The following is a 20,506-nucleotide window of genomic DNA, read 5'->3' as shown; positions in this document are numbered from 1 at the left end:
CAGCGCTCTTCGGCGCGCGTTGGACAGGTTGTGCCGAAGATCGCATCCAGTCCCAGCAGCGTCAGCACTGTCCCGGCCGGCAGCCCGCAGACGCTGCCCTTCCTCCTGACGAGTCAACAAGGCGAGGCGGCGCGCACGCTGCTGCGCTACGTGGCCTCACTAAAACTGCCCGGGCCCGACGCTCAGCTCGTTGCTGCGGTCGTGGCCATCCGGGCTGCACGCGGCGGTGTCGGCAACCTCACCGGGACGGACCTGTCTGCTTTGCGGCTGGGCGATGCGCGTGGCGCCGTTGATGCTCTTCGCGGCCTGGGCTGGCAGATGGACGATGCGCTCTTCGACGGCGATCCCGCCACGCCGGTCCCCATCACCGTCCCCGACCTGGCCCGGGAAACCGGCCATCCCCTGCCGTTCGGGAAGAACGTCCGCTCGCGGGTGTCCGGATGGACCACGAAGACCGTGTCCGCCAAGCCGGTCAAGAAGCTCCCTCCCGCCGCACGGCTGGCCGGCTTGTTCGTCGCCGCCTACAGCACGTCCAAGCTCATCGGCCAGATCCCGCCCGACCTTCCCGAAATCTGTCGGGCCACCTTGCCCGACCTCCTGCGGAAGGGCTTCCTCGCCGAGCTGTCCGAGGAACGTTGCCGCCTCGACCCCGCCGTCCGCCATCTGTCGGGCATGCGCCCTCCCACCCCGGAGGAACAAGCAGCCAAGCTGCCGGAGGGAGACACCGAGGCCGTACGCCCTTCAACTCCGGGATTCCAGTTCAATGTCGATGCGTGGGCGCAGTGGAAACGCACCGCCACCCCTGCGCTGCGACGGCATGTCGAGTCCGTCGAGTACTGCGCCGTGTGCGCTCTCCCTCCAGAGCAGGTCGCCGAGGCGTTCATGGCCCCCGGCCGGCCCCAGTTCTTCTCCAAAAACGTCAAAGCCGCCTACGGCGAGTGGAAGAACGCACACCCTGACCGCGGTCTTCTGGCAGCTGAGTTCACCGTGGCCTTCCGGGCCGAACACGGACACGGTCCCTCGTACCGCCAGCTGTGCTCGGGTCTGGGGTGGGACGTGAAGCACTCGCTGCGCGGCTTCATCGTGGGGCGTCTGCTGGCGAATGAGTGGCTGACGGACACCTCCTCGGTGCCGTGGACGCTCCGCCCTGGGAAGGCTGCGCAGGCCGAGGGCATCGTCCTGCCCAAAGCGCGAAGCTCGGCTGTCTCCGCTCACGCCGGGCCGTAGTCCGGCTGCTGGGGCGACGAGAGGCCATCTGGTGAACCGCCCCGGTTCGAATGGAGACTCGATTTCATGAAAGGATCGAGTCATGGCACGACCTTCCCGTTACCCGCTTGAGCTGCGCCGTCGCGCGGTGCGCATGGTCGCCGAGGTGCGCGACGACCACCCGAACGAGACGGCCGCTCTGCAGGCGGTCACCGACAAGCTCGGCATCGGGTCCCGCGAGACGCTGCGGAACTGGGTGAAGCAGCACGAGATCGACGCGGGGACGCGGCCGGGAACGACGACGGAGGAGTCCGCCCAGCTCAAGGCATTGAAGAAGGAGAACGCCGAGCTGAAGAGGGCGAACGAGATCCTGAAGGCGGCAGCGAGTTTCTTCGCGGCCGAGCTCGACCGGCCACACACACGCTCGTAGCGTTCATCGACGAGCACCGGGACCGCTTCGGCGGCGTCGAGCCGATCTGCAGGATGCTCACCGAGCACGACTGCAAGATCGCCCCTTCCACCTATTACGCGCACAAGAAACGCCTGGCCGTCCCGTCTGCCCGTTCCGTGCGGGACGCGGAACTCAAGGAGCGGATCCGCCAGGTCCACACCGACAACTACCGTGTCTACGGGGCCCGGAAGATCTGGCGGGAGCTGAACCGGCAGGGTCACGCGGTGGCCCGCTGCACCGTCGAACGGCTGATGCGCGAGCTGGGCATCGCCGGCGCGGTCCGCGGCAAGAGGGTCCTCACCACGATTCCGGACCACCAGGCCGAGCGGGCCCCGGACCGGGTGGACCGCGACTTCGTCGCCGGCGCGCCGAATCGCTGCTGGGTCGCGGATTTCACGCACGTGGCGACCTGGGCCGGGGTGGTCTACGTGGCCTTCGTCGTGGACACCTTCTCCCGCCGGATCGTCGGCTGGTCCGCCGCGACGTCGAAGGAGACCCAGCTCGTCCTGGACGCTCTGGAGATGGCACTGTGGCAGCGCGACCGCGATGAACACCCCCATGTTCGCGGCGAGTTGATACATCACAGCGACGCGGGGAGCCAGTACACCAGTTTCCGGCTGGCCGAACACCTGGACGCGGCCGGCATCGCGGCCTCGATCGGATCTGTCGGCGATGCGTACGACAACGCCCTGATGGAGAGCACGATCGGCCTGTTCAAAACCGAATTGATCAAGCCGCAGCGGCCCTGGAAGACCCTCTCCCAGGTCGAGCTGGCCACCGCCGAGTGGGTCGACCGGTACTGCCACCGCCGACTGCACGGTGAGATAGGCCACGTCCCACCCGTCGAGTACGAGACCAACTACTACACGGAACTCACGAAACCCCAGGTCACCACCACAATCTGAGGTCTCTACCGAACCCGGGGCGGTTCATCCACCGTGTACCGCGTCCTGACCCGCCATGGACTCCACCGCCTGGCCTTCCTGGACAGGCCCACCGGCAAGGTCATCCGCCGCTACGAGCGCTCCCGCCCCGGCGAACTGGTCCACGTGGACATCAAGAAGTTCGGCAACATTCCCGACGGCGGCGGCCACAAGGTCCACAGCCGTCAGGCCGGCGAGTCCAACCGGAACGCCACCACCACCGAACGAACCTCCAGCGGTACCCCGAAGATCGGCTACAGCTTCATCCACACCGCCGTCGACGACCACACCCGCCTGACCTACAGCGAGATCCTCACCGACGAACGCAAGGAGACCGCCACCGCTTTCTGGCGCCGGGCACAGGCGTTCTTCACCGACCTCGGCATCACCGTCGAGCGCGTACTGACCGACAACGGCTCCTGTTACCGCTCCCGCATCTGGCACGAGACGCTCAAGGCCGCAGGCATCACTCACAAACGCACCCGCCCCTACCGGCCACAGACGAACGGAAAGGCCGGGCGCTTCAACCGCACCCTGCTGGACGAGTGGGCCTACCTGCGGCCCTACGCCAACAACACCGACCGCGCCGAAGTCCTCGAACCGTTCCTCCACGCCTACAACCACCACCGCCGCCACACCGCACTCGGCGGCCAACCACCGATCAGCCGTGTCAACAACGCAGCGGGTCAATACAACTAGCGGACTTCAGTGACAGGTTGGAAGAGGCTCACTGGCCTGAAGGCGGGGCACACCGTGCGGTCCGGCCGGATGGTTCTGACCATAACCGAGGCCCGCCTCGAATCCGGGGTGCTGTACGCGGCGCAGGAATGCCGCCACGGCGACACCACGTGGACCCATGCGTGGACCGACGTCGTCTACTCCGATCGGGAGTTCGAGGAAGTGGTCGAGGCAGCCGGTTTCGCCCTCATGCGATGGCTTGACCAAAACCAGGAATGGGCTGCGCTCCAGCCGCTGCCCCGCTGACTACTCCGACGCCGGTACAGCGCTGGGGCTCGGCCGGACACGCCCTCCCGCCGAGCCCCAGTTCTGCCTACGCTGCCTGATCCGCCACAGGCAGCCGGGTTGCCTGCCTGTCCTTGCGAGGGCGCATCGACGCCCCGCACCACGCCAGGGTCAGCAGGCCGAGGGAGCCCACGATCACGATCACGATGTGGGGCGGCAGGAACTCCGCGACCGCGCCGGCAGCGGCGAACCCCAGCCCCTGGGTGATCATCAGACCCGCCAGCGTAATGGTCAGCGCCCGTCCGCGCAGTTCCTCGGGGGTCGCGTCGAGGACCCGCTGGTCCAGCCCCATGGCGTAGGTGAAGCCGAGACCGCACACCGTCAGCAGGGCCACCGATGTCCACAGGCCGGGGCGGAACGCGAACCCGAGCAGCGGGAGGAACATCAGCACGGCAGTCGGCAGCACCATCCGGACCCGGGTTCGTGCGGTGAGCAGGGTGCCGGCCAGCAACTCGCCGACCACCGAGCCCGCCGGCGCGGCGCACAACAGCAGCCCCACGGCAGCCGGGCCGCCACCAAGCTCGTCCGCGTACGGAGAGGCCAGAGCCTCAGGGGCGACGGCGAAGGCCGGCGGCAGCCAGGTCAGCAACAGCAGCGGACGGAGCCCGGGGACGGCCAGCACCTGCCGTACGCCCGACAGGGACGCACGGGCCACCGAACCCTGAGTACCGCCTTCCGGCTCGCGGGCCGCCCGACGGCGGGTCCCGAACCGGAGGAGCAAGACCGCCAGACCGAATCCCGCCGCCGCCGCGAGCAGGGCCTGCGAGGAGGTCATCACGAGGAGCAGCAGCCCGCCGACCGCGAAACCGATGATTTGGGTGCTCTGCGAGACGAGCCGCAGCAGGGACCGGCCAAGCACGTACCCCGAGCCGGACAGCAGGTCCGGCAGGCTCGCCGCACGAGCCCCCTGGAACACCGGGGCGACGGTGCCGAGCACCAGCAGCAGGACGAGCAGGACGGGAATGGGCATCCCGGGAATGGCCATGGCGCCGACCACCACGCAACTGAGCGCCTGGCAGGCCACCATGACGTCCCGGGCGGGATGCCGGTCAGCCACGGCCGACAGCAACGTCGCCCCGAAGACATAGGGGACAAAGCCCAGCGCGAACGTCAGCGAGGACAACAGCGGTGACTGCGTCCGCTGGTACACCATGATCGAGAGCGTGATCTGTGCGACGACATTGCCCAGAGTCGCGATGACCTGCGCGAGGAAGATCATGCGGAACTCGCGTACCGCCAGGACCGTACGGTACGTCGCGGGCGCGGTGGAAGTGGAAGGGGCGGCGGAGTCGCTCTGCAAAGGGACGCGGGAGCTGTGCTGAGACATGGAACGCAGCATCCAGACCACCCCGACCGCGGTTCAATGGATTCGGAAATAGCCGAATCCACAGGCCTGTTGCGGCCATGAGAGACAAGGTGCGGTCATGGCGGTGCAGTTGCTCGTGGAGACAGCGGACCTGCTGAAATGCCGCTTCGCGCTCTCCCCCCTGTGGGAGACCGTCGCCGCCGTACGGACCCTCGCTGATCCCCGTCGCCAGGCCTACCACCTGCCCTGGCTGAGGAAACTCCGCCCCGAGCTCGACGAGAAACAACTCTCCCCGCTCCTGACCCTCCTCCCGCGTACCGGGTACACACCGGACTTCCTGACCCCGCCCCCGACCGGCCCGCTCTCAGAGATCGAGGACGAACTGGCCCGGGTCGCGGACACCCCCCTCGCCCATGTGAGGGAGGAACTCCGCCGCTGTCTCCACGGGCCCGAACGGAAGACGCCTCCGCGCCCCGAAGTCGCCGACCGTCTCCTCGCCGACCCCGCCCGCACCCTCGCTCAGCTCGTCACCCTGATCCGTACCTGCTGGAACTGGCTCATCGCCCCGCAATGGCCCCAGCTCCGGGACTTGCTCGATGCCGACATCGCCGTCAGGTCCCGTCAATTGGCCGAGGGCGGACTCCATCGCATGCTCACCGAGTTGCACCCCACCATCACCTGGCACGAACTCGGCGCACTCCATATCGCGGCTCCTCACCGGACCCGGCACCCCCTGGGCGGGCAAGGGCTCCTACTCCTACCGAGCGCCTTCGTATGGCCGACGCTCACCGTGGTGGTCGAAGCACCCTGGCAGCCCACCCTGATCTACCCTGCGCGCGGAGTCGGCGACCTCTGGCAGTCCTCACCCCACCCCTCAGCCTCACAGAGCCTCCAGCGCCTTATCGGACGTACCCGCGCCAGGGTGCTGACCAGTCTGCACAAGCCCGTCTCGACCAGCACCTTGGCCCGAAACCTCAGCCTGAGCCCCGCCACCGTCTCCGGGCACCTCACCGCGCTCCGTGACGCAGATCTGGTCACTCGCTACCGCGTGGGCCGCACGGTCTACTACGCACCCACCGCCCTGGGCACGGCACTGACCAGCCCCCCGCCCACGGAACAACCGATACCGCCGGAGGACGGCATCTGACGCACCCACCGTGTTGGCACTCGCCGATCTCGCCGGGGAAGCGGCGTGAACATCTGGCAGCACCTGCGGTGAAAGGCCATCAGCCGTTCGGCATTGTCCGACGAGTGGCCAAGACCGCGGACAGTGCGCCTTTGCCAACTTGCTGTGTGTGCTGGCCGGTTGGTTCGACAGATAAGTGAAGCCCCCAGTAGACGGGTTCACGACCACGATCACCCGGTACCCACCAGAGGCTTCACATACTTGTCCACCCGTGCGTGCTGGACGTGTCGAGTCGGTCCCTGCCCTTCCTCGCCGCTCGCCTGGGAGAACACCGTCGTCGGATCAAAAGCCGCTGGCGCCGGCTCCCGGCCGGCCTTCAAGCCCTGTTGGTGCTGGCGCATCTACGGACGGAACCACACCCTCAGCTCGCAGCTGGTTTCAGGTGCGGACGAGCACGGTGTACCGCTGCATCAGTGGGCCTCCTTCATCCTGAATAGTCGCAGGTCAGTAGCATGTGGATGACTTGGACGGTGCGGCTGATACGGCGGGTGGAGGAGCATGCTCTGTGCATGACGCACGAGTCGGGCGAAGGCGCGTTCGCCGGGGACTCGGAGGCAGGCGTGGTCGCGGTTGAACTGCTGGTATTGCTCGGGCTGTTCGCCGTGGTGGTAGTACGGGGTGTGGAAGGTAGTTCCGGCACCCTGGTAGGCGCAGTCCGCCGGCACGAGGATCCGCCGGGTCAGACAGGCGGCCTGGACGATGCCGTGGGCGCGGGCCGCGGTCAGGCCATGTGCGCGGCCGACTGTCGCGTGGTGTGCCGTCAGGGCGGGCTATGACCTGTACGTTCATGCCGTGCTTCTTGTGTTTCTGCGAGCAGTACGGCTGATCGGCGCGGACGCGGTCGGTGGGGATCAGCGTGCCGTCAACGATGACGTGGCCGCCCTCACCGAGGGCCGGTGAGGGCTTCATGGAGGCCTGAGGCCCAGGAGGCCAGCACGTCCAGGGCCTCGCCAACGTAGCGCCAGGCGGTGACCTGTGATATCGCGAACCCGGCGCCGAGCTGGGCGAACGTCTCGTTCACGGAGGGGCACCAGCGTGAGCAGTGAGCCTTTTCCATCCTCACTCCGAGCTGGTCAGATGCAGGGTGAGGATGGCTTGGACGAGGCTGGTGATCCGGGTGGTCGAGCACCGTAGCCTGCGGAGGAGTCGCCAGGACTTGAGGGTGGCGACGGCCTGTTCGACGAGGGCCCGGATCTTTGCGTGGGACCGGTTGACCGCCTGCTGGCCTGTGGAGAGGGTTTCCCACCGTCCCCAGCATGGGATGCGGACCGTGCCGCCGGTGCCTCGGTATGCCTTGTCGGCCCAGCATGGGACGTCTGCCTCGGCGAGGGCGTCGATGATCCCGTGTTCGCGGGCTGCGCGGATGTCGTGGACGGCGCCGGGCAGGGCGGGTGAGGCCCACAGCAGCCGGCCGAAGGGGTCGGCGAGGATCTGCACGTTCATCCCGTGCTTCTTGTGCTTGCCGGAGTAGAACGGCCGGTCCGCGGCGATGCGGTCGATGGGCAGGAGGGTGCCGTCCAGGATCAGGTACGCCTTCGCCGATGCGGTCCGCACCGCGTCGGTCAGGCCGGGGGCGAGAGCGGCCAGGAGCTCGACCGCCTCGGTGACGTAGCGGTAGGCCGTCGTGGTGCCGATGCCGAACCCGGCCGCAAGCTGGGCCTAGGGCCTGTCTCTTTGGCTGGTGAGTGCCTCATGGGGTGGGCTGGTTAGTCTGCTGCGATGACGGATAGCGAGCTGGTCGTTGACCTGCGTGGTCGACTGATCGAGACCCTCAACGACTTCTGGGACGCGGTGAGTGAGCCATGCGGGCTGCCGAAGTGGTTCGGCCGGAATCTGGATGCGTGGTCGGACACGATCGAGACCCGGGGCATCTCTGAGGTGATCGACAGCCACGACATTTTGATCGTTCACGTCGACCGGCGGGGTCTCTTCGGCGGGAACCTGCGGGAGGCCGAAGCCCTGGCCAGCATCTTTGACGGAGAGCAGAACCGACTGATCAAGCACGGGTTGGCCTGAAGAGTCCTTCGGCGCCTTGCTCAGCACCGGGTCCAGATGAGGATGGCAGCAAGGTGGAGTGCGGCCTGGTAGGCGATGGCGAGCTTGTCCGTCCGCATTGCGAGGCCGCGCCACTGCTTGAGTCGGGCGATGCATCGCTCGACGGTATTGCGCTCCTTGTATGCCTCGACGTTGAAGCCGGGGGGCCTGCCTCCGGCGCGGCCTCGCCGCAGGCGGTGGCCGATCTGGTCGGCGGGCTGCGGGATGACCGCACGGATGCCGCGTCGACGGAGGTGCCCGCGGATCGCGCGGGAGGAGTAGGCGCGATCCGCCAGGACGACCGCAGGGCGGGTTCTTGGCCTGCCGAGTCCGCTTCGTGGGATTCGGATTCCGGCCATGACCGCCTCGAAGGCCGGCGCGTCGCCAGCCTGGCCTGCCGTGACGTGCATGGACAGAGGCCGTGCCCGGCTGTCGCTCGCCAAGTGAACCTTCGTGCTCAAGCCACCACGAGAGCGTCCAAGCGCGTGGTCCTCGGGCTCGGGCCGGTCGGAAGCCCTTTTTTCCTGGCTCCGGCCGAATGCTGATGGGCGCGGCAGACAGTGGAGTCCACCGAGACCGTCCAGCCCACGTCGCCACCGGCATCCGCCACAGCGAGGATCGCCGCGAGGATTCGTTCCCACGTGCCGTCCACGGCCCACCTGATCAGGCGTTTGTGCGCGGTCTGAAAGGACCCGAGTTCCTCCGGCAGGTCACGCCAAGGTGAGCAGGTTCGGTACTTCCACGCGATGGCTTCCAGGGTTCGGCGGTGGTCGGCCCACCTTCGTCCACGGACCGGATCGGCCGGCATCAGCGGCTCGATCCGGTCCCACATCGCATCGGTGATCACTAACCGGACAGGCATATCCGATCAACCGATCAACTCACCAAAGAGACACGCTCTAGGTGTGGCCCATCCGCAGATGGGCGAGGGTGAGCAGGGCCTGGCGGCCGGCGGTCAGGCGCCGCCACCGGGAGCCGATCGCGCGGCGGTGGCGCCGCAGCTGCTGCGTGAGGAAGCGGAGGGCGGAACTGGACACGTCGACACCCGACGGGTAAACAAGCATGCGAAGCCTCTGGTGGAGACGGTTCTCTTGGTCGAAAACCCATCTACCAGGGGCTTCACCACCTTGCCAGCCCAACTGTGGTACTCCAGCAGCAGGTTGGAAAAGGCTCAGTGAGCTTCTTCAGCGTTGACGCTCCAGGGTGAGGATGGCTTTGGCGATTGACGTCATGCGGTTGGGACTGCATCGGGACCGGCGGAAGATGCGCCAGGACTTCAGGCGGGCGACGCCTCGCTCGACCGGTGCTCGCGCCTCGGCCAGTGCCCTGTTGAGGGTCTTCTCGGTAGGAGTCAGGTCCTGCAGGGGTCTGCGTTTGATGCCCGTGGTCAACCAGGGCCCGCCGCCCTGGTAGGCGAGATCCGCCAGGAGGGGGACGTCCTGACGCTCGCAGATGCGGATGATCCGGTGGGCGCGGGCGGCGGTCAGGTCATGGGTCCGGCCCGGCAGTGCTGGGGAGAGCCACAGCAGCCGGCCGCCGGGGTCGGTGACCAACTGCACGTTCACTCCGTGCCGGCGGTGTTTGTGGGAGTAGTCGGCCCGGCCGTCCCCGACCCGGTCGCACTCGGCCAGCGTGCCGTCCAGCAGGGCGAAGTCCGGGTCGGTCTCGCGCAGAACTTTCAGCAGACCCGGAGCGCGTTCCGCGAGCAGGTCGATGACCGCAGTGGTGTACGCGTGCGCGGTGGACTCGCTGATGCCGAAACCTGCAGCGATCTTCGCCAGGGTGGTGTGCTCGCGCAGGTACACCAGTGCCGCCATCGCACGCTGAGACGGACGGAGCTTGCAGCGCCGGTCGCCCTCACGGGTGACGACCAGCATGGTCACCCACTCCACGAGGGCATGCGGCAGGTCGAGTGCGGCAGGATAGATAACCAACGAGGCCCCCGAGCAGTGTTGTTGAGACGTCAGACATCTCGATCAACAGCTCGGGGGCCTCGCTCGTTGCGCTACGCAAACCGTCACCCGATCGGTGCCCAACTCGAAGAAGCTCAGTGCCTGCTGGAAGCAGCCGAGCTTGCGCCAGCGGGTGTTACGGGCTCGGCGGTGCTCGTGCAGCAGCCAGGCGACATGCTCGACGAGCTCATGCGGGACGTCGAGCGGGGCTCGATACGGAACCAACAGGGTCCCTTCGGCCGCCGGTGTGTTGAGTGGATCACCACGCCAACGACGAGGGGCACTGCCTCGTCATCACCCTCGCTGGCCAGCCCATTTCACCCTCCAGCACAGGACGAAAGAGGCTCACTCGTCCAAAGTGGAGAACCAGATTACGAATCCGCTTCTTTCTGCGTCTCGGAGGAATGAGATTTCCTAGACCGGGAAGGCGCCGCGGTTGGGAAAATTTTCGCCGGAGCGTCCTCCACGTCTTCTATGGCATTGCCAGTGTGAATTCCAATGAGTGAAGGCATGCAGGGCAGCGACCTTCGCGGCGAGCCTGGAGAGGCGACCCCATTGCGCCCGACGAGGTGGCAGAATTGCGCATCACCTACCGAGCGTGGGGCTTGATGTGGCTCTGTGGTCGCACGGCCGGACCGGTCGTCGGGGCCCACACCTCGAACGGGTTGACACCATCGATTGCGACAGCAAATTAGCTTACCCGAGCCGATCCTGCTACGGTTGAAAGAAGCCGCCTCTTGAGTAAGGGGCTGCAGGGTGAAAATTAAGGAAATACGTGACGAACAGAAAAAGAGTGGCGATTGTCGGTGCCGGCCCCTCGGGCATGGCTCAGCTGCGGGCCTTTGAGACCGCAGCGCGCGCGGGGGCGGACATCCCCGAGATTGTCTGCTTTGAAAAGCAGACCGACTGGGGCGGCCAGTGGAACTTCACCTGGCGCACCGGACTCGACGAGTACGGCGAGCCCGTGCACTCAAGCATGTACCGCAACCTGTGGTCGAATGGGCCGAAGGAAGCACTGGAGTTCGCTGATTACACCTTCGACGAGCACTTCGGTCGCGCCGTCTCCTCATACCCGCCGCGCCCGGTTCTGTGGGACTACATTGCCGCCCGGCTGAAGAAGACGAACGTACGCGATTTCATCCGTTTTCAGACCATCGCGCGCTGGACGGAATATGACGCTGAGCGTGAGGTCTTCACGCTCACGGTCGAACATCTCCCCACCGGAGAAACGACGACCGAGGAGTTCGACCATCTGGTCGTCGCCAGCGGCCACTTCTCCTTCCCCAACATGCCGCAATTCCCTGGCATCGAGACCTTCCCCGGGCACATCGCCCACGCGCACGACTTCCGCGGCGCGGAAGCCTTCAAGGGGCAGGACGTCCTCATCGTCGGCTCCAGCTACTCGGCCGAGGACATCGGCAGCCAGGCGTTCAAGATGGGCGCACGCTCGGTGACGGCGAGCTATCGTTCCGGGCCGATGGGCTACGACTGGCCCGAGGGCTTCGAGGAACGCCCCGCCATCAGGCGCATCGAGGGCAACACGGTCCACTTCGCCGACGGCTCCTCCAAGCACGTCGACGCCGTCATCCTGTGCACCGGCTACCTGCACAAGTACCCGTTCCTGCCCGACGAGCTCGCGCTGGCCTCCCCGAACAACGTGTACCCGGGCGGCCTTTACCGCGGTGTCGTGTGGCAGGACAACCCGCGTCTGGCCTACCTCGGCGCGCAGGACCAGTGGTTCACCTTCAACATGTTCGACGCGCAGGCCTGGTACGTACGCGACCTCATCCTGGGCCGCGCCGAGCTGCCGTCGGAGACCGAACGCTCCGCGTCCATCACCGAGTGGCGGGAACGTTTCGAGAAGCTTTCCTCGGACGCCGAAGAGCTCCGCTTCCAGGCCGACTACGTGCGTGATCTGCTGCGGCAGACGGACTACCCCGAGTTCGACCTCGACCGGGTCGTCGAGATCTTCCTCGCATGGAAGCGCGACAAGAAGGCCGACATCATGGGCTACCGCGACCGCGTCTACCGCTCGGTCATGACGGGAACCCTGGCCGCCGAGCACCACACACCGTGGCTCGAGGAACTCGACGACTCGATCGACCGCTACCTCGCCGAGGCCCCCGCCAAGACCTCGCAGAACGCTGAGCTCAGAACAGCTGCGTAGCTCCCCGAGGCCAGGGGCTCATGCCTGGTCAAAGGCCCTTCCGTCCGTCGGACGGAAGGGCCTTTGACCAGGCATTTTCGCTGTGCCCCCGGCAGGTTTGCGGGGCTTCCCGTCCTCATGTGTACCGAATCCGTTCTGAGTCGGCCGGAGGCAGTGACCTTTTCGGGCGGGTTGAGGTGACGGTGCGTGTGAGGCAGTGCAGCTCCGAGGTTCGCGACAGCTTGCGTTATGCATTTGGAGGTATATGCCGTTGATTGCATGACGGAGCGGTGGGAGATCGAGACCGAACCGGAGGTGCGGGATTGGCTGGAGCTGCTTCCGTTTCGTCTCTACCGGCGGGTCGAGAACAAAACGGCCGACTGCTGGAAGCAGCCGACGACCCTTGGCGAGCCGTACTCGCGGCACCCTGGGTGGCAAACTGCGTGAGCTCCGCTTCGAGTTGGACGGCGAGGCAGTGCGTATCCCGTACTGGGTCACTCCCGGGCAGCGGATCGTTCTGCTGACGGTCTTCCGTGAGGCGAGGATGCGTGAGGCGGCGGAAGTCGAGCGTGCGCACAAGGCGCAGAAGGTCTGCGAGGCCGAGCACGGCCATGTCCAGCGCACGTACGAGCGGCGCAAGGAGCTGATGCAGCACAGCACGTGGAGGACGCGCCAGGCCCGGCAGCTTGCGGTGAGGCGGTGTAGTACGACCAGGAGTACGTCGATGCGCGGCTGGCCGGCGACTTGGGGCAGGCGGTCTACAACCGTCGGATCGAGCTCGGCCTGTCCCAGGCGGAGCTGGCAGAGCAGGCTGGAATGACTGAGCTTCTTGGCGCTCGCAGATCCGGATGATCCGGTGGGTGCGGGGCGGCGATCAGGTCGTGGGTGCGGCCCGGCAGGGCGGGCGAGAGCCACGGCAGCCGGCCGCCGGGATCGGTGACGACCTGCACGTTCACGCCGTGGCGCCGGTGTTTGTGGGAGTAGTCGGCCCGGCCGTCGCCGACCCGGTCGCACTCGGCGAGGGTGCCGTCGAGCAGGACGAAGTCGGGATCGTGCTCGCGCAGCGCCTTCAGCAGACCCGGTGCAGGGGTGGCGAGCAGGTCGACGACCCCGCTGGTGCAGGCGTGGGCGGTGGACTCGCTGATCCCGGACCCGGCAGCGTTCTTCGCGAGAGTGGTGCGTTCGCACAGGTACACCAGTGCCACCATCGCGCGCTGGGACGGACGGAGCTTGCAGCGCCGGTCGCCCTCACGGGTGCCGATCAGCATGGTGACCCACTCCACGAGTGCGTGCGGCAGGACGAGTGCGGCAGGGTGTGTGACCGACGAGGCCCCCGAGCAACGTGATTGAGACGTCAGACATCTCGATCAACAGCCCGGGGGCCTCGCTCGTTGCGCTTCACGGACCATCACCCGATCGGTGGCCAAATCGAAGAAGCTCAGTAGTCCCTCATCGCCATCGGCGGTCTTCTCGTTTCCTCCGGATCAAGCAGATCCAGTATCAGCGTGTCCACCACTCAGGGGGAGGCTCCGATTTCGTTCCAGTTGAACGGGGTCTCCGGCACGAACCGGTGCCGCTGCCCGCACGGACATGGCGCCGGCGCCCGCGCGCACCCACGGCACAGCCCGGCCCAACCGTGCCCGGTCCAGCTCAGCACTCGTGGTCCCTCATCCCCGCAAGCGGGCAGCAGGGCGGCTCGGCCCCGTCCAGAATCACGTGCTGTCACCGGACGTACTCGGACAGACGCAGCGACAGGCGGCGAAACGGGTCTTCGTACCAGGCACGGTCGGGGCTTTCCCACCAGCTCTGCAGCCACCACGGCCGAGGGTTCGGAACAGCCCGCCGCCCCGCCTGCTTCTCCGCCCGGAGCTGCGCCGCGTACTCCTTTGCCCGCGCAAGCCACAGCACCCGCGCCTCGTGCGCTTCCTCCACCGCCCGCGACAGCGCGTCCGGGTCCGCCTCCCACCGACGGAGGATCGCGGCGCTGAGCGTGAGGTGGTGACATCTCGCCCGCAAGCCGTAAGGGGCGAAACCGGTGAGACAAGTGCGCAACGCGCCGTGCCGACCTCCGCCGGAGTGAGCTCCCCGTTCAGCACGAGGTGGCCATATGACTCGCGCTCGCGAACAGGCCAGAGCGCGAAGTCGTCGGCTGCGGAGATCTCCAGAACGGCTTGCATCACCATCACCTGGGGATGATGCCGGACCCGCTGCTACACCGCCACGAGCTTTGAGCTGGCATCGGGCTGGGAAATAGCCATGACCACGGCCGCGCCGCCGGGGCGCCGCAAGGTCTCGTACGCGCCGACAGGGCGGGCGGGTGCGAGCCGACGGCCTGCCTCTCCACCAAGCACTACGACGGATACCCCCCGGGGTGTTTGACAGTCCGGTCGGCGACCCTTTACGGTCGATACGTAATACCCCAGGGGGTATGAAGTGTCCGGTCGCGGCAATCAACACGACTGGACACCCCTCAGGCCCGGCCTGACGCCGCGGTCCGCAGTTGACGCTCGACTCCAACGCCGCCGCCCCACCCTCCCCCGCCACCCGTACCCACCCCCCTCAGAGGGCGCCTCGCGGCCGAAATAATACCCCCGGGGGTATTTAATCCATCTCGTGACGGAGGTTTCCGTGTTCTTTTCGCAGTACTACCTCGAGTGCCTCTCCCAGGCGTCGTACATGATCGCCGACGAGTCCACTGGCCACGCGGTGGTCGTCGACCCCCGCCGGGACGTGTCCGAGTACCTGAACGACGCCGAGGCTCGCGGTTTCACCGTGGTCGGCGTCATCAACACCCACTTCCACGCGGACTTCGTCGCCGGTCACCTGGAGATGGCCGCCCGCACCGGCGCGTGGATCGGCTACGGGCGCCGCGCGGAAACCGAGTACGCGATCCGCAAGCTGGCCGAGGGCGACACGATCAGCCTCGGTGACGTCACGCTGAAGATCATGGAGACTCCCGGGCACACGCCGGAGTCGATCAGCGTGCTCGTCTACGAGCGCGCCGAGGACTCCGTCCCGTACGGTGTTCTCACCGGTGACGCTCTCTTCATCGGTGACGTCGGCCGCCCCGACCTGCTGGCCTCGGTGGGCGTGACCGCCGACGAGCTCGGCGCGATGCTCCACGACAGTGTGCAGAACAAGCTGATGAGCCTGCCAGACGATGTGCGCGTCTTCCCCGCTCACGGTGCCGGCTCCTCCTGCGGCAAAAACCTCTCCACCGAGCGGCAGTCGACGATCGGTGAGCAGCGCGCCACCAACTACGCATGCGCGCCGATGAGCGAGAAGGACTTCGTTGCCATCGTGACCGCCGGGCAGTCGGCCGCGCCGGGCTATTTCGCCTATGACGCGGACCTGAACCGCCGGGAGCGAGAGCTGTTCGACCCGGCGAGCCCGCCGCGGGCACTGGGCGCGCAGGACTTCCTGGCCCGGCGCGCGGCGGGCGCCGTCGTGGTCGACGCCCGTGACCCGCAGGAGTTCGCCGCCGGCCACCTGCGCGAGGCAGTCAACGTCCCTGCCGACGGCCGATTCGCCGAGCAGGCCGGTACCGTCCTACCGCTCGAGGCGGAGCTGCTGGTCGTCGCCCCGGAGGACCGTGAGGAAGAGATCGTCACCCGCCTCGCCCGGATCGGCTTCGACCGGGTGGTCGGCTACCTGGCCTCCCCCGACGAGGCGCTGGAGGCGGTGGCCGACGAGGTCACCCCGGCCAGCCGCCTGACCGCTGCCCAGCTACGTGCCGAACTGGAGGGCGACAACCCGCCGGTCGTGATCGACGTCCGCAACTGCGGCGAGCGCGGCGAGAACGGGTTCATCGAGAGTGCCCTGCACATCGCGCTCGGCGAGCTGCCCCGCCATCTTGACGAGATCCCGCGCGACAAGCCGCTGGTCCTGCACTGCGCCGGCGGTCACCGCTCCTCCATCGCCGCCAGCCTGCTGCGCCAGCACGGCTTCGAAGACGTCTCCGACGTGCTCGGCGGCTGGGCCGCCTGGGCCCTGCTGAACACGCCTGCCGCCGCCTGACCCGGCGGACCGCAACAGGCTGCCGGTGCGCCCGCGGCAGGGAACTGCCGCCCTGACCGCCCCCGGCGCGGGCGCATCGGCCCCCAACGTTCTTTCCCCGCGTTTCCCCTGTTCTCCGCCCGTACCTGGTACGGGTCCGCATCACCCTTGGAGTTTTCATGACGACCGCCAACGACACCACTTTCACCCCCGCCGCTCTCCAGCACCTGATCAAGACCGGCCAGGCCCCCCGCCTACTGGACGTGCGCACCCCTGGCGAGTTCCAGACCAGTCACATCCCCGGCGCCTGCAACGTACCGCTGGACACCTTGCGCGAACACCGCATGGAGCTTGGGCGGCACCTCGACGAGAACGTGGTGTTGGTCTGTCGCTCCGGCGCCCGCGCTACGCAGGCCGAGGAGGCCCTCGCCGACGCGGGCCTGCCCAACCTGCGGGTCCTCGACGGCGGCATGATGGCCTGGGAGGCTTCCGGCGCCCCGGCCAACCGCGGCCCGCAGCGCTGGGAACTGGAACGCCAGGTCCGCCTCATCGCCGGCTCGGTCGTCCTCGTCAGCGGTGTCGTGGGCTTCTTCGTCCCCGGCGTGCACTTGATCGGCACCGCAATCGGCGCCGGGCTGACCTTCGCCGCCCTCAGCAACACCTGCGCCATGGGCATGATGCTCTCCAAGCTGCCCTACAACCGGGGCCCGCGCACCGATATCCACACCGTCATCACCTCCCTGCGGGACCGGTCATGATCACCGTCGTCCTCGCCGCGTCCGTCCTGATCGGCATCAGCCTGGGCATCCTGGGCGGCGGCGGATCGATCCTGACTGTGCCGATCCTGGTCTACCTGGCCGGGCAGGGCAGCAAGGAGGCCATCGCCACCTCTCTGTTCGTTGTCGGCGTCACCAGCCTGATCGGCCTGATCCCACACGCCCGCGCCCACCGGGTCCGCTGGCGCACCGGGCTGATCTTCGGCGCGGTCAGCATGGTCGGCGCCTACGGCGGCGGACGCGTCGCCGAGTACATCCCCGGCACCGTCCTGTTGATCGCGTTCGCCCTCATGATGCTGGCCACCGCCGTGGCCATGCTCCGCAAGGGCGCCGGCCTCAAAAAGGGCGGACACAAGGCCGCCCACACCGAGATGCCGGTGAGGCTCGTAGTTGCCGAGGGCTTGGTGGTGGGCGCGGTCACCGGGCTGGTCGGCTCCGGCGGCGGCTTCCTGGTCGTCCCCGCCCTGGCTCTGCTCGGCGGACTGCCCATGAGTGTCGCGGTCGGCACTTCGCTACTGGTCATCGCGATGAAGTCGTTCTCCGGGCTCGCCGGTCACCTGGCCGGCGTCCAGATCGACTGGGGCCTGGCGTTGATGGTGACCACTGCGGCGGTCGTCGGCAGCCTGGTCGGCAGCCGCTTCGCCGGACGCATCCCCCAGGACACCCTGCGCAAGGTATTTGGCTGGTTCGTCGTCGTCATGGGCGTCTTCGTCCTCAGCCAGCAGCTCCCCGCCGCAGTGTGGACCAGTCCCTGGACCTGGATCGGTGCCGGCGGCGTCGGCCTCACAGCGACTGCGGTCGTGGGCCGGACTGGCACGCAAGCACTGGCTGGAAGAGGCCGACGGAACGACGCCGGAGAACGCCCACCGACTGACCGTGCGGTCCTGACACCGCACACAGAGGGGGAACCGCACGCTCACATGTCATCACACGAAGGAGAGACCCGGTGAAAATGCAGGAAGACGCGGTGACCGCAGTCCTCAACCGGCTGCGCCGCGCCCAGGGACAGCTCACGGGAATCATCACCATGATCGAGGACGGCCGCGACTGCGCGGATGTCGTCACCCAGCTCGCCGCCGTCTCCCGCGCTCTCGACCGAGCCGGATTCAAGATCGTCGCCAGCGGTATGCGCCAGTGCCTCAAAGGCGATGAGGCCGAATCCTCGTCGATGACGGAAGAGGAACTGGAGAAGCTGTTCCTCGCTCTGGCGTGAATGCGGACGTGCGGTCTCCCAGACCTGCCCTCCTTCGGCCACAGCCGGCCATCCACCGGTTTGTCGACAAGCCGGGTCGAGGTACTCACCCAGGGCCTCGACAACCGTCACTACCTGGCCGGCGGCGAGCACGCGGCCGTGGCCGTGGACCCGCCGCGCGACATCGATCAGGTCCTGGCGGCGGCCCGGCGTGCGGATCACCCACGTGGTGGCGAGCCACGTCCACAACGACCACGTCACCGGCGATCTGGAGCTGGCCCGGATCACAGGCGCCGCCTACCTGGTACCGGCCGACGCGAACGTGCCGTCCGCCCGGGTGCCGGTGTCCGACGGCGACACGGTGACGGTCGAGGAAGGACCGCAGCTGCGGGCTGTGGCCACCCCCGGCCACATTCCGCACCACACCACCTCCGTGCTGGCCGAGCAGGGCGATCCGGTGGCCGCGTTCACCGGCGCTTCGCTGCTGATCGACACCGTCGACCGCCCCGACCTGGTGGACCCCGCCTGACCGAGGAACTGGCCGCTCCCAGCCACATCCCGATCCAACGAGCTGCACAAGCGGCTCGGCGAGGCCCCGGCGGGCACCGTGTGGGTGCACTGCGCCGGTGGCATGTGCGCCGGGATAGCCGCCTCGGCGGGCCGTGACGTGGTGGCCGTCGACGACGGATTCGACTCCGCCACCATCACCGGACCGACCCTGGACCGACTGAGGAGCCCGGACACCCGGAGAGGCCACCACCTCGGCGGCCTCAAAAGCCGTGGGACCCCAATCCGGCAGTGGCTGGCCGGCAACGGACAAGAAGAAACACCGTCCATGCCCTGGGCTCCATAACCGACTCGGGCGCCAGGCCGGGGTCGGCCGCAGGCGTGGCGCGCATCGGTTCGGGCAGCGCCCAGGTCAACGGGGATGCCGACTCTGCCGCACGGTAGGTGGCAGTGAGGTTGAGCAGCCAGGGCTGCGGGTTGGGGGCAGGTGGCTTCGTACTCGATCTGGGTCAATCGGACCTGGCGTTTCTGGCCCCGGCGGCGGTGGTAGGTGCGCTCAACCCGGGTGACGACCCCGTCCGCAGCTCCTGACGGGTGGCCCAAGCACCGCGGCTGAGGACGGTATTCTGCGATGGCGCGGAGAAGCTCTCCATGGCAGCGTTGTCACCGACGGCACCGACCCGGCCCATCGATCCGATCATGCTGCGACGTGCGAGAACGGCGACGAATTTCCGTAAGCGAAACCGCCCGCCGCGGCCGGAACGCGCAAGGCATCCTGCGACCTGACCGCGGCGGGCGACGGCGGATTCAAGGGCTCTGACGGCCAGGCTGGAGTTCATCCGGGCGTCCCAGGTCTTGCCGAACACGAAGCCAGGGAGTTGTACTGAGCTGCGGGCTGGTGCTCACCAAGAACGGGTACGAAAGAGACCATGGTCTCTCACCGGTGCTGTCGCTGAGCGCCACCGGCAAAGAGCGGTTTCTGCTTCACCAGCAGCAAGAAGAACCTGGTCACGGAGTTGAGGATCAAGAACGCCACTTATCGAGGAGTACGCATGAGGCGGAACCTACCAAGAGGCGTATCCATGGATCTGGACGGTGCCCTCCACAAGGACGGTTTGACGATCGGCAAGGTCATCGAGACGCCCCCTGGGACGGGTGTGTGGATGGCTCTGGCGAAGACGCGTGCTTACGGGTCCATGGACGAAGTTGCCAAAGCGCTGCCAAGCAAGGACGCGGCGATACGCGCCGCCCTCGAGCACAGCCGAGCCTATTGGGCATAGCCGCCGCCCCCACATGCATCGTCCGGGTGCCACTACCGCTGGGCAGAACGGCCCGTCCACCATCCCTGTGGACGGGCCGCCCACTGAGCCCCCGCCGAGCTGCGCCGCTACTGAGTGGAGGAGGTCGCCGTCAGCAGGCTGTCGCCGTCACCCTCGTACGTGGCGAACCCCCCGCGCCATCCCGACGTACGCCCTGTGGTCGGTGGCCTCCTTGCCCTTGCTGCCGGCGTGGCGCCGATGATGCCGCGGAAGTACCGGGTCGCGGTGAGGGACTGCTCGGTCTGGGGGCACCGGCCCGGACCTGGACGCGTTCACAGCCGCGGCGGTCGCCGTAGGTACGGTGCTTGGCCTTGGGCCACTCGTCGTCGCCCCACCGGATCTCGGCGACCTCATCCTCCAGCCGGCGCAGCGCCGTGGTGACGGCCCGCTCGTGGGCCCGCCCGCTGCTCCGGCACACGGTGGCGTCGCCCAGCGCCCCACAGCACGGCCGGCGACGCCTGCGGCCGGAAGGTGGAGTCCATGCCGAGC

15 protein-coding genes and 10 pseudogenes are annotated in these 20,506 nt (G+C 67.7%); 16 read left to right on the top strand and 9 right to left on the bottom strand.

Annotation, left to right across the window (positions count from 1 at the left end; genetic code table 11):
• The first annotated feature begins 30 nt into the window (after positions 1 to 30).
• From Sdia_RS17015 to Sdia_RS17000, 4 genes and pseudogenes are all read left to right on the top strand, one after another.
• Positions 31 to 1,227 (top strand): hypothetical protein, encoded by a 1,197-nt coding sequence (locus tag Sdia_RS17015; RefSeq protein ID WP_229831660.1) that lies wholly within the window; start codon positions 31 to 33, stop codon positions 1,225 to 1,227.
• Between the two features lie 82 nt (positions 1,228 to 1,309).
• Positions 1,310 to 2,562 (top strand): IS3 family transposase gene (locus Sdia_RS17010; protein ID WP_191835351.1). Its coding sequence is split into 2 segments (ribosomal slippage): positions 1,310 to 1,592 and positions 1,592 to 2,562, totalling 1,254 coding nucleotides; the frame shifts between segments, so codons are not numbered across the junction.
• Positions 2,563 to 2,589: 27 nt separating this feature from the next.
• Positions 2,590 to 3,279: pseudogene (locus Sdia_RS17005) on the top strand (IS481 family transposase); the annotation flags it as partial.
• 69 nt (positions 3,280 to 3,348) lie between these two features.
• A complete protein-coding gene (locus tag Sdia_RS17000) occupies positions 3,349 to 3,564 on the top strand; it encodes a hypothetical protein (protein ID WP_124288392.1) in 216 nt (71 codons plus the stop codon).
• A gap of 67 nt (positions 3,565 to 3,631) precedes the next feature.
• On the opposite strand, the gene Sdia_RS16995 is transcribed toward Sdia_RS17000, so the two are convergent.
• Positions 3,632 to 4,930 carry an MFS transporter gene (locus tag Sdia_RS16995; protein WP_124288391.1) on the bottom strand — a complete coding sequence of 433 codons (1,299 nt, stop codon included), beginning with the start codon at positions 4,928 to 4,930 and terminating at the stop codon, positions 3,632 to 3,634.
• A gap of 97 nt (positions 4,931 to 5,027) precedes the next feature.
• Between Sdia_RS16995 and Sdia_RS16990 the strand changes: the two genes are divergently transcribed.
• Together Sdia_RS16990 and Sdia_RS30205 are read left to right on the top strand one after the other, a co-directional pair.
• Entirely contained in the window at positions 5,028 to 6,056 is a 1,029-nt protein-coding gene (locus Sdia_RS16990) for an ArsR/SmtB family transcription factor (RefSeq protein WP_189501289.1), read from the top strand.
• Between the two features lie 236 nt (positions 6,057 to 6,292).
• A pseudogene (locus Sdia_RS30205) lies at positions 6,293 to 6,510 on the top strand (IS5/IS1182 family transposase); the annotation flags it as partial.
• A gap of 9 nt (positions 6,511 to 6,519) precedes the next feature.
• Here Sdia_RS30205 and Sdia_RS16985 read toward each other — a convergent pair.
• Together Sdia_RS16985 and Sdia_RS16980 are read right to left on the bottom strand one after the other, a co-directional pair.
• Positions 6,520 to 7,141, bottom strand: a pseudogene (locus Sdia_RS16985) (transposase family protein); the annotation flags it as partial.
• Positions 7,142 to 7,154: 13 nt separating this feature from the next.
• A pseudogene (locus Sdia_RS16980) lies at positions 7,155 to 7,754 on the bottom strand (transposase family protein); the annotation flags it as partial.
• Positions 7,755 to 7,814: 60 nt separating this feature from the next.
• Between Sdia_RS16980 and Sdia_RS16975 the strand changes: the two are divergent.
• The gene (locus Sdia_RS16975) at positions 7,815 to 8,111 is read left to right on the top strand and encodes a barstar family protein (protein ID WP_030700250.1); all 297 of its coding nucleotides are present in this window, start codon (positions 7,815 to 7,817) and stop codon (positions 8,109 to 8,111) included.
• A 20-nt stretch (positions 8,112 to 8,131) separates the two neighbouring features.
• Here the strand turns inward: Sdia_RS16975 and Sdia_RS16970 are convergent.
• The 4 genes and pseudogenes from Sdia_RS16970 to Sdia_RS16955 all read right to left on the bottom strand — a co-directional run.
• A protein-coding gene (locus Sdia_RS16970; RefSeq protein ID WP_229831709.1) for an IS5 family transposase occupies positions 8,132 to 8,991 on the bottom strand; the annotation gives its coding sequence in 2 pieces (ribosomal slippage) (positions 8,132 to 8,640 and positions 8,640 to 8,991; 861 coding nt in all).
• A 40-nt stretch (positions 8,992 to 9,031) separates the two neighbouring features.
• Positions 9,032 to 9,193 (bottom strand): annotated as a pseudogene (locus Sdia_RS16965) (IS5/IS1182 family transposase); the annotation flags it as partial.
• A gap of 120 nt (positions 9,194 to 9,313) precedes the next feature.
• Complete coding sequence (locus Sdia_RS16960) at positions 9,314 to 10,063, bottom strand: transposase family protein (protein WP_185393359.1); 750 nt, start codon at positions 10,061 to 10,063, stop codon at positions 9,314 to 9,316.
• Positions 10,064 to 10,177: 114 nt separating this feature from the next.
• A pseudogene (locus tag Sdia_RS16955) lies at positions 10,178 to 10,309 on the bottom strand (IS5/IS1182 family transposase); the annotation flags it as partial.
• A 547-nt stretch (positions 10,310 to 10,856) separates the two neighbouring features.
• On the opposite strand from Sdia_RS16955, the gene Sdia_RS16950 reads away from it, so the two are divergent.
• The 3 genes and pseudogenes from Sdia_RS16950 to Sdia_RS30615 form a co-directional block, all read left to right on the top strand.
• Positions 10,857 to 12,248: a trimethylamine monooxygenase gene (locus Sdia_RS16950; RefSeq protein ID WP_185392610.1), complete on the top strand. Its 1,392-nt coding sequence runs from the start codon at positions 10,857 to 10,859 to the stop codon at positions 12,246 to 12,248.
• 258 nt (positions 12,249 to 12,506) lie between these two features.
• Positions 12,507 to 12,870 (top strand): annotated as a pseudogene (locus Sdia_RS30200) (type II toxin-antitoxin system RelE/ParE family toxin); the annotation flags it as partial.
• A gap of 3 nt (positions 12,871 to 12,873) precedes the next feature.
• Positions 12,874 to 13,076 (top strand): annotated as a pseudogene (locus tag Sdia_RS30615) (helix-turn-helix domain-containing protein); the annotation flags it as partial.
• Here Sdia_RS30615 and Sdia_RS16945 read toward each other — a convergent pair.
• Together Sdia_RS16945 and Sdia_RS30195 are read right to left on the bottom strand one after the other, a co-directional pair.
• Positions 13,057 to 13,495 (bottom strand): annotated as a pseudogene (locus Sdia_RS16945) (transposase family protein); the annotation flags it as partial. The pseudogenes Sdia_RS30615 and Sdia_RS16945 sit on opposite strands and share 20 nt — an antisense overlap.
• A gap of 454 nt (positions 13,496 to 13,949) precedes the next feature.
• Positions 13,950 to 14,279, bottom strand: a complete 330-nt coding sequence (locus Sdia_RS30195; protein WP_229831234.1) for a hypothetical protein — start codon at positions 14,277 to 14,279, stop codon at positions 13,950 to 13,952.
• Between the two features lie 576 nt (positions 14,280 to 14,855).
• Between Sdia_RS30195 and Sdia_RS16935 the strand changes: the two genes are divergently transcribed.
• The 6 genes and pseudogenes from Sdia_RS16935 to Sdia_RS16910 all read left to right on the top strand — a co-directional run bounded on the left by Sdia_RS16935 (position 14,856) and on the right by Sdia_RS16910 (position 19,978).
• Positions 14,856 to 16,244 (top strand): MBL fold metallo-hydrolase, encoded by a 1,389-nt coding sequence (locus Sdia_RS16935; protein WP_100457166.1) that lies wholly within the window; start codon positions 14,856 to 14,858, stop codon positions 16,242 to 16,244.
• A gap of 158 nt (positions 16,245 to 16,402) precedes the next feature.
• Positions 16,403 to 16,981: a rhodanese-like domain-containing protein gene (locus Sdia_RS16930; protein ID WP_124288377.1), complete on the top strand. Its 579-nt coding sequence runs from the start codon at positions 16,403 to 16,405 to the stop codon at positions 16,979 to 16,981.
• Complete coding sequence (locus Sdia_RS16925) at positions 16,978 to 17,949, top strand: sulfite exporter TauE/SafE family protein (RefSeq protein WP_100457164.1); 972 nt, start codon at positions 16,978 to 16,980, stop codon at positions 17,947 to 17,949. The genes Sdia_RS16930 and Sdia_RS16925 overlap by 4 nt, the downstream gene beginning before the upstream one ends.
• 2 nt (positions 17,950 to 17,951) lie before the next feature.
• Positions 17,952 to 18,212: a metal-sensitive transcriptional regulator gene (locus Sdia_RS16920; RefSeq protein ID WP_371874267.1), complete on the top strand. Its 261-nt coding sequence runs from the start codon at positions 17,952 to 17,954 to the stop codon at positions 18,210 to 18,212.
• 60 nt (positions 18,213 to 18,272) lie between these two features.
• Positions 18,273 to 18,767: pseudogene (locus tag Sdia_RS16915) on the top strand (MBL fold metallo-hydrolase); the annotation flags it as partial.
• A gap of 1,013 nt (positions 18,768 to 19,780) precedes the next feature.
• Entirely contained in the window at positions 19,781 to 19,978 is a 198-nt protein-coding gene (locus Sdia_RS16910; protein WP_100457162.1) for a hypothetical protein, read from the top strand.
• The last annotated feature ends 528 nt before the right edge of the window (positions 19,979 to 20,506 follow it).

Source organism: Streptomyces diastaticus subsp. diastaticus, from assembly GCF_011170125.1.
Classification (GTDB): Bacteria; Actinomycetota; Actinomycetes; order Streptomycetales; family Streptomycetaceae; genus Streptomyces; species Streptomyces diastaticus.
This window is presented reverse-complemented; position numbering and strand designations above follow the sequence as displayed.

Excerpts from the sequence above, each read along its gene's own strand:
- Sdia_RS17000 (WP_124288392.1), top strand. The coding sequence starts at position 3,349 with ATGGTTCTGACCATAACCGAGGCCCGCCTCGAATCCGGGGTGCTGTAC.
- Sdia_RS16995 (WP_124288391.1), bottom strand. The coding sequence starts at position 4,930 with ATGTCTCAGCACAGCTCCCGCGTCCCTTTGCAGAGCGACTCCGCCGCC.
- Sdia_RS16990 (WP_189501289.1), top strand. The coding sequence starts at position 5,028 with ATGGCGGTGCAGTTGCTCGTGGAGACAGCGGACCTGCTGAAATGCCGC.
- Sdia_RS16975 (WP_030700250.1), top strand. The coding sequence starts at position 7,815 with ATGACGGATAGCGAGCTGGTCGTTGACCTGCGTGGTCGACTGATCGAG.
- Sdia_RS16930 (WP_124288377.1), top strand. The coding sequence starts at position 16,403 with ATGACGACCGCCAACGACACCACTTTCACCCCCGCCGCTCTCCAGCAC.
- Sdia_RS16925 (WP_100457164.1), top strand. The coding sequence starts at position 16,978 with ATGATCACCGTCGTCCTCGCCGCGTCCGTCCTGATCGGCATCAGCCTG.
- Sdia_RS16920 (WP_371874267.1), top strand. The coding sequence starts at position 17,952 with ATGCAGGAAGACGCGGTGACCGCAGTCCTCAACCGGCTGCGCCGCGCC.
- Sdia_RS16910 (WP_100457162.1), top strand. The coding sequence starts at position 19,781 with ATGGATCTGGACGGTGCCCTCCACAAGGACGGTTTGACGATCGGCAAG.